General features: G+C 61.4%; 15 protein-coding genes. 9 read left to right on the top strand and 6 right to left on the bottom strand.

What is annotated here, in order from left to right; genetic code table 11:
* Nucleotides 1-386: 386 nt before the first annotated feature.
* The 4 genes from otnK to NKI85_RS31385 form a co-directional block, all read right to left on the bottom strand.
* Nucleotides 387-1,664, bottom strand: coding sequence for a 3-oxo-tetronate kinase (otnK, locus tag NKI85_RS31400; RefSeq protein ID WP_352530631.1), 1,278 nt, complete (start codon nucleotides 1,662-1,664; stop codon nucleotides 387-389).
* Nucleotides 1,661-2,473: a 2-oxo-tetronate isomerase gene (otnI, locus tag NKI85_RS31395; RefSeq protein WP_352530633.1), complete on the bottom strand. Its 813-nt coding sequence runs from the start codon at nucleotides 2,471-2,473 to the stop codon at nucleotides 1,661-1,663. The genes otnK and otnI overlap by 4 nt, the downstream gene beginning before the upstream one ends.
* Nucleotides 2,474-2,489: 16 nt before the next feature.
* Nucleotides 2,490-3,401 (bottom strand): L-threonate dehydrogenase, encoded by a 912-nt coding sequence (gene ltnD, locus NKI85_RS31390; protein WP_352779982.1) that lies wholly within the window; start codon nucleotides 3,399-3,401, stop codon nucleotides 2,490-2,492.
* Between the two features lie 65 nt (nucleotides 3,402-3,466).
* Nucleotides 3,467-4,780, bottom strand: coding sequence for an MFS transporter (locus NKI85_RS31385; RefSeq protein WP_352530635.1), 1,314 nt, complete (start codon nucleotides 4,778-4,780; stop codon nucleotides 3,467-3,469).
* A 255-nt stretch (nucleotides 4,781-5,035) separates the two neighbouring features.
* Between NKI85_RS31385 and NKI85_RS31380 the strand changes: the two genes are divergently transcribed.
* The 3 genes from NKI85_RS31380 (at nucleotide 5,036) to NKI85_RS31370 (ending at nucleotide 7,014) form a co-directional block, all read left to right on the top strand.
* The gene (locus NKI85_RS31380) at nucleotides 5,036-6,013 is read left to right on the top strand and encodes a LacI family DNA-binding transcriptional regulator (protein WP_352530637.1); all 978 of its coding nucleotides are present in this window, start codon (nucleotides 5,036-5,038) and stop codon (nucleotides 6,011-6,013) included.
* Nucleotides 6,010-6,675 carry a 3-oxo-tetronate 4-phosphate decarboxylase gene (gene otnC, locus NKI85_RS31375; protein ID WP_352530639.1) on the top strand — a complete coding sequence of 222 codons (666 nt, stop codon included), beginning with the start codon at nucleotides 6,010-6,012 and terminating at the stop codon, nucleotides 6,673-6,675. The genes NKI85_RS31380 and otnC overlap by 4 nt, the downstream gene beginning before the upstream one ends.
* Nucleotides 6,676-6,861: 186 nt before the next feature.
* Nucleotides 6,862-7,014, top strand: a complete 153-nt coding sequence (locus NKI85_RS31370) for a hypothetical protein (RefSeq protein WP_352530641.1) — start codon at nucleotides 6,862-6,864, stop codon at nucleotides 7,012-7,014.
* Nucleotides 7,015-7,171: 157 nt separating this feature from the next.
* On the opposite strand, the gene NKI85_RS31365 is transcribed toward NKI85_RS31370, so the two are convergent.
* On the bottom strand, nucleotides 7,172-7,855 hold the full coding sequence (locus tag NKI85_RS31365) for a GntR family transcriptional regulator (RefSeq protein ID WP_352530655.1): 684 nt from the start codon (nucleotides 7,853-7,855) through the stop codon (nucleotides 7,172-7,174).
* A 175-nt stretch (nucleotides 7,856-8,030) separates the two neighbouring features.
* On the opposite strand from NKI85_RS31365, the gene NKI85_RS31360 reads away from it, so the two are divergent.
* The 6 genes from NKI85_RS31360 (at nucleotide 8,031) to NKI85_RS31335 (ending at nucleotide 15,011) form a co-directional block, all read left to right on the top strand.
* Nucleotides 8,031-9,068, top strand: coding sequence for a 4-hydroxythreonine-4-phosphate dehydrogenase PdxA (locus NKI85_RS31360; RefSeq protein WP_352779979.1), 1,038 nt, complete (start codon nucleotides 8,031-8,033; stop codon nucleotides 9,066-9,068).
* A gap of 70 nt (nucleotides 9,069-9,138) precedes the next feature.
* Nucleotides 9,139-10,131 carry a Bug family tripartite tricarboxylate transporter substrate binding protein gene (locus NKI85_RS31355; protein ID WP_352530643.1) on the top strand — a complete coding sequence of 331 codons (993 nt, stop codon included), beginning with the start codon at nucleotides 9,139-9,141 and terminating at the stop codon, nucleotides 10,129-10,131.
* A 62-nt stretch (nucleotides 10,132-10,193) separates the two neighbouring features.
* On the top strand, nucleotides 10,194-10,694 hold the full coding sequence (locus NKI85_RS31350; RefSeq protein WP_352530645.1) for a tripartite tricarboxylate transporter TctB family protein: 501 nt from the start codon (nucleotides 10,194-10,196) through the stop codon (nucleotides 10,692-10,694).
* A 36-nt stretch (nucleotides 10,695-10,730) separates the two neighbouring features.
* Nucleotides 10,731-12,269 (top strand): tripartite tricarboxylate transporter permease, encoded by a 1,539-nt coding sequence (locus NKI85_RS31345; protein WP_352530647.1) that lies wholly within the window; start codon nucleotides 10,731-10,733, stop codon nucleotides 12,267-12,269.
* Between the two features lie 52 nt (nucleotides 12,270-12,321).
* On the top strand, nucleotides 12,322-13,281 hold the full coding sequence (locus NKI85_RS31340) for a sugar phosphate isomerase/epimerase family protein (protein ID WP_352779987.1): 960 nt from the start codon (nucleotides 12,322-12,324) through the stop codon (nucleotides 13,279-13,281).
* Nucleotides 13,278-15,011, top strand: a complete 1,734-nt coding sequence (locus NKI85_RS31335; RefSeq protein WP_352779976.1) for a dihydroxyacetone kinase family protein — start codon at nucleotides 13,278-13,280, stop codon at nucleotides 15,009-15,011. The genes NKI85_RS31340 and NKI85_RS31335 overlap by 4 nt, the downstream gene beginning before the upstream one ends.
* Before the next feature lie 556 nt (nucleotides 15,012-15,567).
* Here NKI85_RS31335 and NKI85_RS31330 read toward each other — a convergent pair.
* Nucleotides 15,568-16,392 (bottom strand): 3-methyl-2-oxobutanoate hydroxymethyltransferase, encoded by an 825-nt coding sequence (locus NKI85_RS31330; RefSeq protein WP_352779974.1) that lies wholly within the window; start codon nucleotides 16,390-16,392, stop codon nucleotides 15,568-15,570.
* Between the last annotated feature and the right edge of the window lie 290 nt (nucleotides 16,393-16,682).

Genomic DNA, 16,682 nt, shown 5'->3' with positions numbered 1-16,682 from the left:
ACTGGCGGACGTAAGCATCGATGCCGGAGTTGTCGCGCTGAAAACACGCTCGGTTTGCCGCTGTGAAGCCCAGCTGCACCTGCGGCCCATGAGCAGGACGTCTGTGGACTGCATCTGGACGACCGGCGACTGCGCCTCTTTGATGCATGGCGGCCGGCACATCCGCCCAGGCCGAGGCTGTCGCTGCCAACTTGCTCGCCGCTGAACTCTGTAGCACATTTAGACGGACCATGTGCTTCGTCCGGAGGTGCCCCGCCGATCGTGAGGATGATCGCCCTGTTGCAGGGCCTGCTGGACGTCAGCGGCCTGATCACCCACCCCATCGGCATTCACTCCAGGCTAGCGGGAGGTCCGACAAGCGGGACAGCCAATTGCGCGATTGGCGCTCACGCTATGATGGCCAAGGCGTCCGCAAAGAAACCTTCGCCACCGAAATTGCCTGATTTGAGGGCCAGCGCCATTTCGCCATGCGGACTTCCAAGCGTTCGCAGCACGGGTACGCCCGGGGCGATCTCGGGGCCTGTCTCGAATGCAGGAATGGCTAGCCGATCTACGACCGCGCCGGATGTCTCACCCCCCGCGACGACCAGTCTGCGGACACCGAGTGCAATCAGACCTTCGGCGATGGTCGCAAGGGATTGCTCGATCGCATGACCGGCGGGGTCACGTCCGTAACGCACCTGAAGCGCGGAAACCACTTCGGTCGGCGCGCTGCTGGCGATAAGGACCGGGCCTTCGGCCAATCGCCCGGCCGCCCAATCGAGCGCGCGTTGTGCTTCTGCCGATCCGCTTACCAATTTTTCCGGATCGAGTCTTAAGACCGGCATCGACTGTTCCGCTCTTGCAATCTGCGCCAGCGTCGCCCGTGAGCAGCTGCCGGCAAGGCACGCTGCCGGACCTCCGATCGGGTGTTCACGAAGAGTTACCCTTTGTTGGCGCCGTGCGGTGCCAGCGGCGATCAGTGCGCGGGCGAGGCCCAATCCCAACCCGGACGCTCCGACTGACAGGCGTTGGGTCAGCGCGGCAGCGCCGATTGCTTCGAGGTCGGTCTCGAAGACGGCGTCGGCGATAGCTGCTCCGGTCCCGCAAGCAGAAAGCTGTTCTAGTCTGGTGCGGATTGCATCCGCTCCCTGAGCCACGGTAGCGAGTTCGACAAGCCCGACTGCCCCGGTAGACTGTCGAGCCAGCACGCGTACCAGATTGGCATCGCGCATGGGATTGAGAGGATGATCCCGGAGCGAGCTCTCATTCAGCGGAACCGCACCGACAAATAGATTGCCCTTGTAGACGGTGCGATCGGTTTCAGGAAAGGCCGGCGTCACCAGGACCGATGTTTCGAGGGCATCAGCGCGCAAGGCATCCAGAACAGGGCCGATATTGCCCGCATCGGTAGAGTCGAAGGTCGAGCAGATCTTATACATCACGTGCGCCGCGCCGCGGGCGCGGAACCAATCGTGGGCGGCGCGGGCACGTTCAACCGCATCGGATGCGGCGACCGAACGGATTTTCAGCGAGATGACGATAGCGTCGACTTCGGGTAGCGGCAGGTCAGCTGATGGAATCCCGATGGTCTGAACCGTACGCAAGCCTTGTTTCGCCAAGGTGTTCGCCAAGTCTGATGCGCCGGTATAGTCGTCTGCGATGCAGCCAAGCGCGAGGGTCATGGATGGGCTCCGACGGCTTTTGAGAGCCGGGTGTGCTCCCCGGCAAAGGAGGCGAACCAGCCGAGGCCGTCAAGCGTCTTGGCCTTGGGAAGATATTCGCAGCCGACAAAACCGCCATAGCCCAGCCGGTCCAGCTCCGCGAAGATGAATCGATCGTCAAGTTCTTCACTGGTGGGTTCGTGCCTGGAGGGCACGCTTGCGATCTGGATGTGGCCGATAATCGGCAACAGGCTCCGTAGGGCCATCGTGACATCCCCATGCAGGATCTGACGGTGGTAGATGTCGAACTGAAGCTTGAGATTGGGCAGCGCAAGATCGTGGATCAGCGATTCAGCAAAGGCGAAGTCGTTCAGAAAATAGCCCGGCATGTCGCGGCCATTGATCGGTTCGATCACCAGGTCCATGCCCCTATCCGCCAGTTTTTCGGCGGTCCAGGTCACAGCTTTTCGATAGGCATCGACGGCGCCCTTGTCCTCGCGCGAGCCGAGCCCGGACATGAGATGGAGCCGCTGTGCAGCGGTGGCTTCGGCGTAAGAGAGCGCAGCCTCGACACCCGCCTTTAGCTCATCGAAGCGCTCGGGCAACGCAGCAAGGCCGCGTTCGCCTGCAGCCCAATCGCCCGGCGGGAGATTGAACAAGGCCTGGGTCAGACCGTTCCGCGCGAGGCGCTCGCCGATCGCTTCCGGCGTGTGCTCGTAAGGGAACAGGAACTCTACCGCCGTGAATCCGGCGGCTGCGGCCGCGTCGAATCGGTCGAGGAACGGCCATTCGTTGAACATCATAGTCAGATTGGCGGCGAAGCGAGGCATGGTCATCCGTTCCTGGTCAGGGTTGCGTTGCGCCGGGCAGATCGATGTTGGTGACGCGTGCGTAGACCCGGGCGACCGAGGCATCGTCGTCGCGTCCCATTCCGCCAGCCGACGTCATCAGGAACATCTGCAGCGCGGCGGCTGCAACCGGTACCGGGAATTTGGCGCTGCGGGCCATGTCCTGGATGATGCCGAGATCCTTGACGAAGATGTCGACCGCGCTTCGCGGCGTGTAGTCCCCGTCGAGCACGTGCGGCACCCGGTTCTCGAACATCCAGGAGTTGCCGGCTGAGGCCGTAATCACCTCGTAGACCTTGCGGAGGTCTAGCCCCTGGCGGGCGGCAAACACGATGGCTTCGCTCGCTGCGGCGATGTGCACGCCAGCGAGCAGCTGGTTGATCATCTTGAAAGCCGCGCCGACGCCCGGCTCTTCGCCCAGTTCGTAGACCTTGGCAGCCATGGCATCGAGCACGGGCCGCGCCTTGGCGAAGGCGGGAACTGAGCCCGAGGCGAGAATGGTCAGCGCACCGTCCGCCGCGCGAACCGAGCCGCCGCTGATCGGCGCGTCGAGATAGAGTCCGCCTATCGCCCCCAGGCGCCCGGCCAATTTGCGCGCGACATCGGGATCCATCGTGGCCGAGGAGACGAAGACCGTCCCCTCGGCCAGTGTCTCGGCAACGCCGCCCGCGCCGAAGAGGATGGCTTCAGTCTGCGCGGCGTTGACCACGACAGACACCACGACATCCGCATCCTGAGCCGCCTGAGCGGGGGTCGAGGCACCCAGCCCGCCTTCGGCGACGAAGCGCTGAACCGCCGCATCGTCGATGTCGAAGCCGGTCACCTCGAATCCGGCCCGCTTGAGCGACTGGGCCATCCCGAATCCCATCGAGCCGAGGCCGATCACTGCGACCCGGGTCGCGCTGGTCATAATGGGGCTTTCCTTTTGCGCAGCCTGAACAGTCATCATGGAAACTCCATTTTGCTTCGATCGGGTCACTTGTTGACCAGCTTGGCCGGCGTCGTCAGCACCAGGATCGCGCCGGCCACGAGGATGGCGGCGAGCGCGTACATGGCGACGTGCGTCGTCCCGGTCAGGTCCTTGAGGTAGCCCACAAGGTAAGGGCTGGCGAAGCCGGCCAGATTGCCTACTGAATTGATCAGCGCGATGCCCGCTGCGGCGCCGGTTCCCCCCAGAAAGGCTGTCGGCAAAGACCAGAAGAGCGGCGCGCAGGTGATCGCTCCAGCCGCTGCCAGCGATAGGAACGCGATGGCGATCGTCGGATTCGAGGATGTCGCGGCGACGATGAAGCCGACGGCTCCAAGCAGCGCCGGCACGACCAGGTGCCAGCGGCGCTCGCGGTGCCAGTCGGCGCTGCGACCGAACAGGTTCATGGTGACGACGGCACAGATGAATGGGATGGCGCTGATCAGCCCGATGTTGAGATTGCCGGTGACGCCGGTCGCCTTGACCAGGGTCGGCATCCAGAACGTCAGCCCGTATTGGCCCATCACGAAGCAGAAATAGATGAGGCACATCAGCCAGATGCGGCCGTCGCGGAATACCCCGCCGACTGAATGCGCTTTCTCCTTGTGGCGTTCCTCGCGCTCGATCTCCTCTTCGAGCACCCGCTTTTCCGCTTCGCTAAGCCACTTGGCGTCACGGATGCCATTGTCGAGGAAGAAGAAGACGGCGATGCCAAGCAGGACGGCGGGAACCGCCTCGATGAGGAACATCCACTGCCAGCCGGCAAGACCGCTATCGCCGTGGAACGAATCCATGATCCAGCCGGAAAGCGGGTTGCCGAAGATGCCGGATATCGGAATTGCGGACATGAAGACAGCGATGATCTTGGCGCGCCGGTGCGAAGGATACCAGTAGGTCAGGAAAAGGATTATCCCTGGATAGAAGCCTGCCTCTGCGACGCCCAACAGGAAGCGCAGGAGATAGAACATGGGAGCCGATTCGACGAACATGAAGCCTGCCGAGATCAAACCCCAGGTGATCATGATACGCGCGATCCACATGCGCGCACCGACCTTGTGCAGGATGATGTTGCTCGGCACCTCAAACAGGAAATAGCCGATGAAGAAGATGCCGGCACCGAGGCCGTAGACCGTTTCGCTGAAGCCGAGTTCGGCGGACATGTCGAGCTTGGCGAAGCCGACATTGACGCGGTCTAGATAGGCGACCACGTAGCACAACATCAGAAACGGCACGATGCGCCAGAAGACCTTGCTGTAGGCGATTCTTCGGGTCTCGATTCCTGCCGTTGTTTCAGCCGACAGCGTTGGGGTGAGCACCGTCATTTCATTTCCTCCCTGATTGAGGGCGCGTTCTTCACTAGTTTTCGCGCCACTTAACCTCACTTTTGGCAGCGCTTGCATTGCAAGATAACATGGATTGGCAGCGCTGCCAACCTAAAAATGGCAGCGCTGCCAAAATTTGGTTGAGTTGGCTGCTGCGACGTGCCAAAACTGAGGGCGGCCAGATAGCTCAGAGGCGGCGTGGATTAGGTGCTTGGAAATGGTCGACCCAATAGCCGAGGGATGGGAGCGGTGCCGATGATTACCCTCACCGACGTCGCGCGCGCAGCCGGTGTTGGCGAGAGTACTGCCTCGCGCGTGCTGCGCGGGCATGGATCCTTCTCGGCAAAGACGCGCGAGAGCGTTCTCATTGCCGCGACAACCCTCGGCTATGTGCCGAACCGCATTGCCGGAACGCTGGCTTCCACGGGTTCCAGGCTTGTCGGGATTGTCATCCCCTCGCTCAGCAACATCGTCTTTCCGGACATGCTGCGAGGGGCGAACACAGTCCTCGTCGGCGCCGGCTTTCAACCAGTCATCGCGGTAACCGATTACGAGTTAGGACGCGAAGAGAGCCTCATCGAGTCGCTGCTGAGCTGGCGCCCCGCCGGCGTCATGGTGGCGGGGCTCGAACACACCGAGCGCGCGAGCGCAATGCTGCGCAACTCTGGTATCCGCGTGGCCGAACTGCTCGATACCGACGGCCAGGGTATCGACATCGTCGTCGGCTTTTCCAACCGCGAGGCGGGACGCACTACCGCGCGCCATCTGGTTTCGCGCGGCTACCGGCAGATCGGCTATGTCGGCCATGACCTTAATCGCGACCTGCGCGCCGCCAAACGCTTCGCAGGATTTCGCTCGGCACTTGGCGAGACCGGCCTCGATCTCGCCGGAGAAGAAATCATTCCTGCCTCGTCTTCGATCCAAGCTGGGCGCGACGGGTTGGCGCGCCTGCTGGAGCGCAGCACGAATTTGGACGCTGTCTACTTCTCCAACGACGACATGGCGATCGGCGGCTATTTCCACTGCCTCACCCGCGGCATCACCATCCCAGACCGGCTGGCGATCTTCGGCTATAATGGTCTCGACGTGGCGCGCAGCGCCCCGCAGCCGCTGTCGACTATTCTCACACCCCGCGTCGCCGTAGGGGAGATGGGGGCGCGGCTCGTCTGCTCTGACGGACCACCGACGGTGGTCGATCTCGGGTTCGAGCTAGTCGAGGGAGCCACGACATGACCGACACGAGGTTGAGGGAAGAGATCTGCCGCTTCGGGCGTTCGCTGTTCGAGCGCGGTCTGACGCCGGGATCGTCAGGCAATATCAGCCTGCGGCTGGATGACGGAGGCTGGCTGGTCACACCCACCAATGCTTCGTTGGGATTTCTCGATCCCGCCCGCATTGCCCGCCTCGACGCACAGGGAAAACTTGTCTCGGGCGATGCCCCGACGAAGGAAATCCCTCTGCACACCGCTCTCTACGAGACGAGGCCAAGCGCCCGCGCCATCGTGCACTTGCACTCGACACACGCCGTCGCTCTCACCATGCTGCCCGAAGTGGATCCACGGGCCGCGCTGCCGCCAATGACGCCATACTACCTGATGCGGGCCGGCCAGACGGCGCTGGTTCCCTACTTCCGCCCCGGGGACCCGGCCGTCGCGGATGCGATCAAGGGCCTTGCCGGACGCTACTCCTCGGTGCTGCTGGCAAACCACGGTCCCGTGGTCGCGGGCGAAACGCTCGAGGCGGCCGTATTCGCCACCGAAGAGCTGGAGGAGACTGCAAAACTCTATCTGCTGTTGCGCGGCCTCAACCCCCGCTACCTTTCGCCCGACCAGGTCAGCGATCTGGTGCGGGTTTTTGGGCTGACTTTGCCGAAGCATGACGAGCATGGCCATTAAGCCGCTGCAGACAGCGGCCGTCTTGTCAGATGCCGACGATATGGTTCCTGCGAGGTCGCGGCCGAAAAATTGCCGGCATCCTCATTACTCGCCGGCAGGAGCGGTTGGAGGGCATGCGATTGAAATCGATTTCCATTGCCAATCGCGCACCATTATCTTGCCCGCGTGGTTCGAAAGAAAGGACACGTGGAAGCGCTCGACAAGGGTCTTCGCGCAAGGATCGACGCCGGAATCGAGGACGCGGTGCGGCTGACCGCTGCGGGCCAGAAACCCGGCAGCCGCAATACATCACCCATATCGACGGGTCCGATGATTTTCGGACCGCTTGCACCGCTCTGAAGCAGACCAACACGGCTAGGCGTACGCACGATGCACCGGCAAGCGTAGCGTCGACCATGCGGTCATATGTGAACGCACAATGTCCTACCGCAGAGTGCCGTTGCGCAGGCAGATCGCGTGTTTCAGGTGGGCGTATAGCCGATCCAGCGACACCACTTCACAGAAGCGGCCGGACGCGCTCCCACGCCTTTCGCAGGTGACGTCCTAGAACCTCCGAAAGCCGTTCCTTGTCGCGCAGCTCCAGTGCAACGATCATTTCATTATGCTCGCCTACGGCGGCAGCCCAATTCTCCGGACCCTCATGGCCAACGAAGCGGATGCGCTTCAATCGCGTCTGCAACGTACCATGGATATCGATCAGCGTCGTATTGCCCGACAACGCAACGATCATGGAATGGATCTGCTGGTTCAGTTTGTAATATTGCATTCGATCCTTGGCTTCGTAGCATCGGATCATTTCGTCATGGGTTGCCCGAATTGCGGCGATTCCCCCGTCCGAACCGACATCGCAAGCCAACCTTCCGGCTAGCTCCTCCATTGCCTGCAAGACGGTCAGCATGTCCTGAACTTCCTTGGCGCCGAAACGCTTCACGACTGCCCCTCTGCTTGGCACCAATTCGACCAGGCCCTCACTGGCCAAGTATTTGATCGCTTCCCGCAGCGGCGTGCGCGAGACGCCCAGTTGTTCACCCAGTTGGCCCTCATGAAGACGGGTGCCGGGAGCGAGGTCGCCCTCGATGATCATGTCGCGCAGATGGTTGACGATGGTTTCGTGAAGCACGGTGCGTTGAATCGGACCTGCGGCGCTCCGCTGGCGTTCGACGGGAATGGCCTCGTCCATCAAATCTGCACCCCAATCGGAAGACTCAAAGCAGTCCACGCGTCGATTCTTTTGTCGCCGCAGCATGGAGTCTCCCGAAGATGGCGTCAAGAAATTAAAAAGGCTGCATACAGCATACAAAAGACTTGATGCAGACTGCTGCGCCATGTATGCAGGGTGAAACGGAGAGGAAATGATGGTTGCTGCGGTTGAGGCTGACTCGCGTCCGGTGCTGGCACTCGCGATGGGCGACCCAGCCGGAGTAAGTGCTGAACTCACGGCGCGGCTCGTTGGTCTGCCTGAAATCCTTGAAGCGGCGAAACTCGTCGTGATCGGCGACCGCCGCGTTCTGGACGAAGGCGCTCGCGTTGCCGGCGTGACAGTCGATATCAAAACAGTGCCGCTAGAGGGACTGGAAGGGACGGATTCCGGCCGACACACCTTTGTCGATCTACGTCATCTTGATCCGAGCGACGTGGAGCGGGGCGAGGCGACGCTGGTCGGAGGAACATTCGCGACCCGTAACTTCCGCACGGCCCTGGAACTGGCAAATGCCGGAAGGGTAAATGGCGTCTGCTTCACGCCCTTCAACAAGAAGGCGATGCGATTTGCCTATCCAGGCTACGATGACGAGATCCGCTTCGTTGCCGATGTGATCGGCTTCACCGGCAAGGTCCGCGAGTTCAACGTCCTGGACAAGGTCTGGAACGCGCGCGTTACCTCCCACATCCCGCTTGCCGAAGTTTCGTCCAGTCTATCGGTCGATCTCATCCTGGCCGAACTGCAACTGACATACGGATGCCTCAGGGATGCTGGCTATGACAATCCGCGCATCGCGGTCGCCGGGCTCAACCCGCACGCTGGCGACGGCGGCAGCTTCGGCATGGAAGAGATCGAAATCATAGAACCGGCCGTGGCAAAGGCGAAGGCGCTGGGGTTGAATGTAGAAGGTCCATTCCCGGCCGATACCGTCTTCCTGCGGGCGCTGAAAGGAGGCTTCCAGGCTGTGCTGACCATGTATCACGACCAGGGCCAGATCGCGATGAAGCTGATGGGCTTCGACAAGGGCGTCACCATGATGGGTGGGCTGCCTTTTCCGCTGTGCACGCCCGCGCACGGCACGGCCTACGACATCGCTGGCAAGGGTATCGCCGACGTTGGCGCCAGCCGCGAGGCAGTCCTGCTCGCCGCCCGCATGGCGCGGCGAAGCGCTGGCCTGTCCGCGGCAGCCTAATCTTAGACTGCACGCATGCCGGCGTTTCAGGAGGTCTCCGCGTCGGGTTTTTTCAAAGGGAGGAGTATCCATGAGAACTTCAGTATCCATTACAACAATCTTGGCGGCGGTCCTGGGGGCGGCCACTCCGGCGCTGGCATTCGATCCAGACAGGCCAGTCGAGTTCGTCGTCACGGCCGGAGCTGGCGGCGGCACCGACATTTTCGCCAGAACGATCCAGTCGATCATTGGCAAGTACAATTTGATGAAAGCGCCGGTGATTGTCACCAACAAAGGCAGTGCCGGCGGCGCCGAGGGCTTTGTCTATACGGCGACGGCCAAGGGCGATAATTTCAAGCTCGCCTTCGGCACCAACAATGCCTATCTGCTGCCGATCCGTGCAAAAGTGCCGTACGCTTCGGCCGACCTGACGCCGGTGGCTGCACTTGCCGCCGATGAGTTTATTCTCTGGGTCAACGGCAAGGCGGACTACAAGACGGCGGCCGATTTCGTCGCAAAGGCGAAGGAAGCAGGGGGCGAATTCAAGGTCGCCGGCAGCCAGTCCAAGGATACCGATCAGATCCTGACTATCATGATCAACGAGGCGACTGGTGCCAATCTCGGCTACGTTCCGTACAAGAGTGGCGGCGAAGCTGCGGTCCAACTCGCGGGCGGGCATGTTGCGGCCAATGTCAACAATCCGAGCGAAAATCTCGGCCAGTGGCAGGCGGGCATGGTGAAACCCGTCTGCGTCTTCAAGTCACAAAGGCTGAAGAACGATGCCAAGGTCGCAGGTGACGCGAGCTGGGCCGATATTCCGACATGCAAGGACTCCGGCATTCCGATCGCGGACTACAACATGCCTCGCACCGTGTGGCTGCCCGCCGGCGTAGATCAGGATGTCGTCGACTTCTACGCGAATGTCCTGAAGAAAGTCTCCGAGACGCCCGAATGGGCGAAGTATCTCGCCGACACCTCGCAGTCTGCCGACTACATGAGCGGCGCGCAGTTCGCCGATTTCATAAAGTCGGATGAAGCTTCGGTGAGCGAAATCCTGAAGCGTGAGGGTTGGCTCGCCAACTGATATCTTTCGAAGTCACGCGCGGGCGCCCTTTCGGGCGCTCGCCCCTTACCGGGAGATCGGTCATGAGCAGCGACGGTACGAGAGGCATCTCCCGCTTTGCAATGGAGATCGTGGTTGCAGCAGTGACAGCCGCGTTAGGCGTGGCAGTGTGTTACGGCTCAACCGAGGCAGGTACCGGCTGGACCGAAATGGGGCCAGATGCCGGCTATTTCCCCTTCTATGTCGGCCTTCTGATTGTCTTCGGCAGTGTCATGAACATCTTGCTGGCGGTGACACGGCATCGAAAGCTTGGGGTGATCTTTCTGGATGCGCGACGCATCAAATCGGTTTCGTCCTTTCTGCTGCCGCTCGTCGCTTACGCAGCAGTCTCCAGTTTTCTTGGTCTCTATGTCGGAACTGCTCTGTACATAACGTTCGCGATGCATTTCCAGGGCAAATACAAATGGTGGATTGCTCTGCCGTCGGGGCTGGCGGTGGCCGCGGTTTTCTTCGTCGTCTTCGAGGTGGGCTTCAAGGTTCCTCTACTCAAAGGGCCAGTCGAGGCGTGGTTCGGTATCTATTGATCCGCGGTCCAGCAAGCATCCTGGGGAGGAACAGCAATGGGCAACATCGGCCTGCTCTTTGAAGGCTTCGGCCATATCCTGACCTTTCAGCACGTGCTGCTGATGATGGTCGGCGTCACGCTGGGCATCCTGGTGGGAGTGCTGCCAGGGCTTGGTGCTCCGAATGGCGTATCGCTCCTGCTGCCGTTGACGTTCTCGATGGACCCGATCTCGGGAATCATCCTGCTGTCCTGCATGTACTGGGGCGCTCTATTCGGGGGGTCGACGACCTCAATCCTGTTCAACATACCGGGCGAACCCTCGTCGGTGGCCACGACTTTTGACGGTTACCCGATGGCGAAGGCCGGCCAGGCCAGCCGCGCGCTGACACTTGCATTTGTCTCCGCCGGCATCGGCGCGCTCGCAGGCGTCGTGATGATCACGTTGCTTTCGGGATGGGTTGCGAATTTTGCTCTGCGGTTCTCGTCGCCCGAATATTTCGCGGTCTATTTTCTCGCCTTCGCCAGTTTCATCTCGATGGGCTCCAGCGCGCCGTCCAAGACGCTGGTATCGATGATGCTGGGTTTTGCGCTCGCTTCGGTGGGCATGGACACGATATCAGGCAACCTTCGCCTGACCTTCGACATTCCCGAGCTGATCAAGGGTATCAGCTTCCTGATCGCGGTGATGGGGCTGTTCGGCATCGGCGAACTCCTCTTGACCACTGAGGAGGGGCTGCGCTTCGAAGGCATCAAGGCTCGTGTCCGGATTTCAGAGGTCGGCCGTACGCTGCTCGAACTGCCGCGGTATTGGTTCACGGTTCTGCGCTCGATTTTCATCGGCATCCTGATGGGCATCACGCCGGCAGGTCCGACCGCCGCCTCCTTCATGAGCTATGGCCTGGCCAGCCGTTCGGCACGTGACAAGTCGAACTTCGGCAAGGGCGACCCGCGCGGCATCGTCGCGCCGGAGACCGCGGACCATTCGGCGGGAACGTCGGCGCTACTGCCGATGCTGGCCCTGGGTGTGCCAGGCTCTGCCACGGCGGCGGTCATGATGGGCGGCCTGATGATCTGGGGTCTCACCCCTGGTCCGATGCTGTTCGTCGAACGTCCGGACTTCGTCTGGGGTCTGATTGCAAGTATGTATCTCGGCAATATCGTCGCGGTCATATTGGTGATCGCTACCGTGCCTCTTTACGCCTCGATCCTGCGCGTGCCGTTTACCATCATCGGTCCGGTGATCGTGGCGGTCATCTTCAGCGGCGCTTACCAGGTAAGCAATTCTCTCACTGACGTCTGGATGGTCGTTTTGTTTGGCCTGCTCGGCTACATCTTCAAGAAACTCGATTATCCGCTCGCTCCGCTGGTTCTGGCTATGGTGCTGGGGGATAAGGCAGAAGACGCGTTTCGCCAGTCGATGCTGTTATCTTCTGGAAAGCTAAGCATCTTCTGGTCGAATGGTCTCGTATCCACGCTGATGGCGATCGGCTGCCTTCTTCTCTTATCCCCCTTGCTGATGTGGATACTGGGAATCTCACGCAGACGAATGACGAGGCCGGACTTGCGACAGGGCCCGAACGAAAATCCGCTCTGAACTCCTCCGACAGTCCCCGCCTTTTCCGCCATGAATGGAGGTTCCCGTGAGTATGCCGCTGAGAAAGTGGAACAGACACAATTGGCCGATAGCCGCAGCCATGATCCAGTATCCGAGTGTCTTGCGCGACGGCCGTTCCGTCCAGGATCAGAGTGTCGAAGAGTGGGGAGCCACGCTTGCCGATGTGCTGGATACCGGCTTCACTGAACTCGACCCGACCGACAGCTGGCTAAGGCTAGCCGATCTCTCGGCCGCACGGCTGGATGATTTCGTGAAACTGGCAGGTTCGCTCAATCTCGCGATTCCCGCGATCTCGACCTCGCGGCGAAGCGTCATCGACCCGGAACGTGGCGATGCGCATCTCGCCTATGGCCATCGCGTGATCGAGACTGCGGCACGGATCGGCGCCGGCTGCGTGTCGTTCGGTCTATTCGGGCCGTTGACCGATGCCCAGAAGGCGGCGCTGTGGTTCTGGACGGTGGATGGCGTCAGGAATCCCGACGATCCGCAGGTATGGAGGAAAGCCGTGGCGCGCATCCGCGAACTCGGCCGCCACGCGGAGGAGCTCGGCATCGAATTGTCGCTCGAAATGTATGAGGACACCTATCTCGGAACGGCCGAAAGCTCCGTTCGCTTCGTCACCGATGTAGGTCTGTCGAATGTGGGCATCAACGCAGATGTCGGCAACCTCATTCGCCTGCACAGGCCGGTCGAGCACTGGCTGGAGATGATCGACAAAGTCGCGCCATATGCCAAATACTGGCACGTGAAGAATTATACCCGCGTTGAAGATCCTATTTCCGGCGCGATCATCACGCATCCGGCCCCACTTGAGACGGGTATCGTCAACTATCGCGTCGCCATAGGCCTTGCGCTTGACCACGGTTTTGCCAGCCCCTTCCTTTGCGAGCACTATGGCGGCGACGGTTTGTCTGTCAGCGCCGCCAACCGCGACTATCTGAGGCGCATTCTCCCTAAGACAGTACCAAGCAATGGGGAGACTGCGCGATGACCACCATTTACGACGCTCCAGAAGATTTCGCTTCGGCAGCTCTGGCAGGCTTTTGTGCGATCCACGGTCAGCATGTTCGCTTGGTCAAGGGCGGTGTGGTGCGTTCGACCGAAGTGCCGAAAGGCAAGGTCTCCCTCGTTGTCGGAGGCGGCTCGGGGCACTATCCCGCGTTCGCGGGTTACGTTGGCCCAGGCCTGGCAGATGCTGCGGTTGCCGGCGATGTCTTCGCCTCGCCGTCGACCGCCGCCGTAGCGCGCGTATGCCGGCTTGCAGACCGAGGCGGTGGAATTCTGCTCGGCTTCGGCAATTACGCCGGCGACGTGCTGAATTTCGGCGTAGCGGCGGAGCGTTTGCGAGCAGAGGGCATCGATGTCCGGATCCTGCCGGTGACGGACGACATCGCCAGTGCGCCCGCGAATGCCTCTGCCAGGCGGCGCGGCATTGCCGGCACTGTCATCGTGTTCAAGATAGCGGGTGCGGCAGCGGAATCGGGCCTGGCGATCGACGAGGTCGAGCGCATCGCCCGCCACGCCAACGACCGCACGGTGTCTTTCGGTGTGGCCTACAAAGGATGCACGCTACCGGGCGCCGCTACTCCGCTGTTTACCGTTCCTGGCGGAAAGATGGCGTTGGGTCTGGGTATTCACGGTGAACCCGGAATTCGCGAGGAAGACATAACGTCAGCCTCCGATCTCGCAAAACTTCTCGTCGGCACGCTCGTCTCCGAGCGTCCGGCCGGAGCGAAAAGGGTGGCCGCCCTGCTCAACGGACTCGGCTCGACGAAGTACGAGGAACTCTTCGTGCTGTGGCAGGCAATTGCTTCGGAACTCAAGGCAGAAGGGCTCGAGGCGGTCGAACCCGAAGCCGGTGAATTCGTCACCAGCTTGGACATGCAGGGGTGTTCGCTGACTTTGTTGTGGCTCGATGACGAATTGGAGATCTATTGGCGCGCGCCGAGCGATGCGCCCGTCCTGCGCAAAGGCGCGGTGATCGCCGTTAGGCCTGCCACGGATGTCCCAAATGGTGCGGAAGGACAACCGATTTACGGGCCGGCCTCCGAAGCGTCCAAGGTGAGCGGCGCCTGTATTGCCAAAATGATGCAGCGGGTCTCCGCGATGCTGAACACCGCCGAGGAGCAACTCGGCCGTATCGACGCCGTAGCCGGCGACGGGGATCATGGGCAAGGCATGAGCCGCGGGTCGGCCGCTGCGGCTGCCGCCGCTTCGGGCGCGGCGGCAGCCGGTGCCGGCGCCGCGAGTGTACTAGCCGCGGCCGGCGATGGCTGGGCCGACAGGGCAGGGGGAACGTCCGGGGCGATCTGGGGCTTGCTGCTCCGGTCGTGGAGTAGCAGCTTCAGCGACGATGAAGCTGTGACGACGGAGGCAGTCGTCCTAGGAGCGCGGCTCGCGCTAGACGGCGTGACGCGGTTAGGAGGTGCGAACATCGGTGACAAGACTTTGGTCGACGCCCTCGTGCCGTTCGTGGAGACGCTGGAAAGCAGTGTCGCATCCGGAAAGTCGTTGGCGGATGCCTGGGGCCATGCTGCCAACGCGGCGACGCTGGCGGCTGATGCGACATCGTCGCTCGCCCCGAAGCTCGGTCGCGCACGCCCGCTGGCGGAACGGAGCATCGGCCACCCCGATGCAGGTGCGGTGTCACTGGCCATGTGCGCACGAACCGCTGCGGCGTTTCTGCAGGGCGCTTTCGGACCAGGGGGAGTGCAGATTTGACGACACCGGGCGCGGTCACCGAGGCGAGAGACTGCTCGTGAAGGCGGGTTACGGCCGCTATCGTGCCGTCCTTCCGAAGGCCGCTTGACCCGTCGCGTTTGTGGGCCGTAAGCGGAAAATTCAGCTTGTGGGGACGCCGGGCTAGAAAGCTGAACTTTGGGCCGCGGGCTTGCTCAAGGCGCGGATCTGACTTCTCAGTGATCGATGTAGCCGAGTTATCAGCTCGGCTTGCGCTGGGCCTTTCGATCAAGGATGTGATTTCGGAAGCAGTTCTGCATTTCTTTAAAAGACCTGAAGCCAAGGCGCGGAGCGAGGCGAGATAAGGTTGTCGTTGACACGTTGCACCGGCGAGCGATCGAGGCAGAATTTTCGAAGGCAACGTAGTCCGGCTCTGCAAACATCACGCGAGCGACAGTTTCCAACTTCGCCGGAAGGATGAGCTCCCTCTTGGCAATCAGCATTTTGAGTTCAGCGAGCGTTGGCGCCTTCGTGTTGCGGACTTCGACTTGCCTAACACTCGCTCCTGAGCAATCGGATAGCCCCGCACGCATGGGTGTCACCCTTTGGCTGCTCGCATGAAGCTGTCGAAGTCAGCGTCCCCAATCGGAACTGTGTGCTCGTAACCGGGGTACCGGCCGGAATCGACGTCGGCTTTGTATTCCCTGAAAGCCGCCACGCGCTCGTCCTGGATCTTCTGCAGCTCAGGGCCGAGGTTTCGGTAAACCTTTCCGTGCCGCGGCTTATGGTTCTTGGCATAGCCGCAGACATCCTCTGTGAAGAGGTATTGCGCATCCGCATACTTGCCGGCGCCCATGCCAAGCATGACCAGCGACGAGTTTTCGGTCAGGAATTTCGCCACCCGGTCGGGCACGACTTCCAGTTCCGCCCCGAAGACACCGATCTCCTCGAGTTTCTGGGTGTGCCGCCAGAGGCGGATCGCTTCTTCCGCGCTCTTTCCGACTGCGCGCCAACCCGTCCAGGTGATGTACGAAGGGATCAGGCCGATATGCCCGACGACAGGGAGGTGGTTGTCGCAGAGCGCCTTCTGGATGTCGTAGGACGCGGAGCAGTAGAAGGCGTCGCCACCAATGCCAGCAAAGTGGAAAGCCGCACGCAGATAGTCTTCTGCCGTAGCGAGCGGACGGCCAGCAAAGCTGCCCCAGCCGCCGTAAGGCAGACCGACCTGAACGAAACAGTCGCCGGCTGCCTGTCGCATTTCCTGGTCAAAGTATCGGCCCTCGATGGAGAGCATGTGAATGCCTGCCGCGGCAGCGGCGGCTGCCTCGTCGGGCGTGCTGACGAAGAGCATGGAGATCTTCTGTCCATTCCTCTTCATCTTTCGGATATCCTCGACATGAGGACGGTTGTGATACATGCCCATAATCAGCCTCCACTGCAGGTCAGGTGAACTTGAAAGGAATCTGCGAGCGGCGCTCGGATCGGAAAGCATGGTCGGACAGCTTGCCGCCCTTGATCATGACGCCCGCCCCGCGTCGCGCCGATGAGCATCCCCGCATGGCTCACAGCGTAAAAGCCCGCCGGAAAGCGACCAGCGCTGCCTCAGGATCGTTTTGGGCAAAGGCTTCCAGACCCACCGGCCCGCGATACCCCATGTCGAATAGAGCTCTCGCGATGTTGGGCCAGTTCATCTCGCCTGTTCCCGGCTCGCAA

This window comes from Mesorhizobium sp. M0571, from assembly GCF_040320985.1.
Lineage (GTDB): Bacteria > Pseudomonadota > Alphaproteobacteria > Rhizobiales > Rhizobiaceae > Mesorhizobium.
Note: the sequence above shows the minus strand (reverse complement) of the source record. Positions and strands in the feature narration are given on the sequence as shown.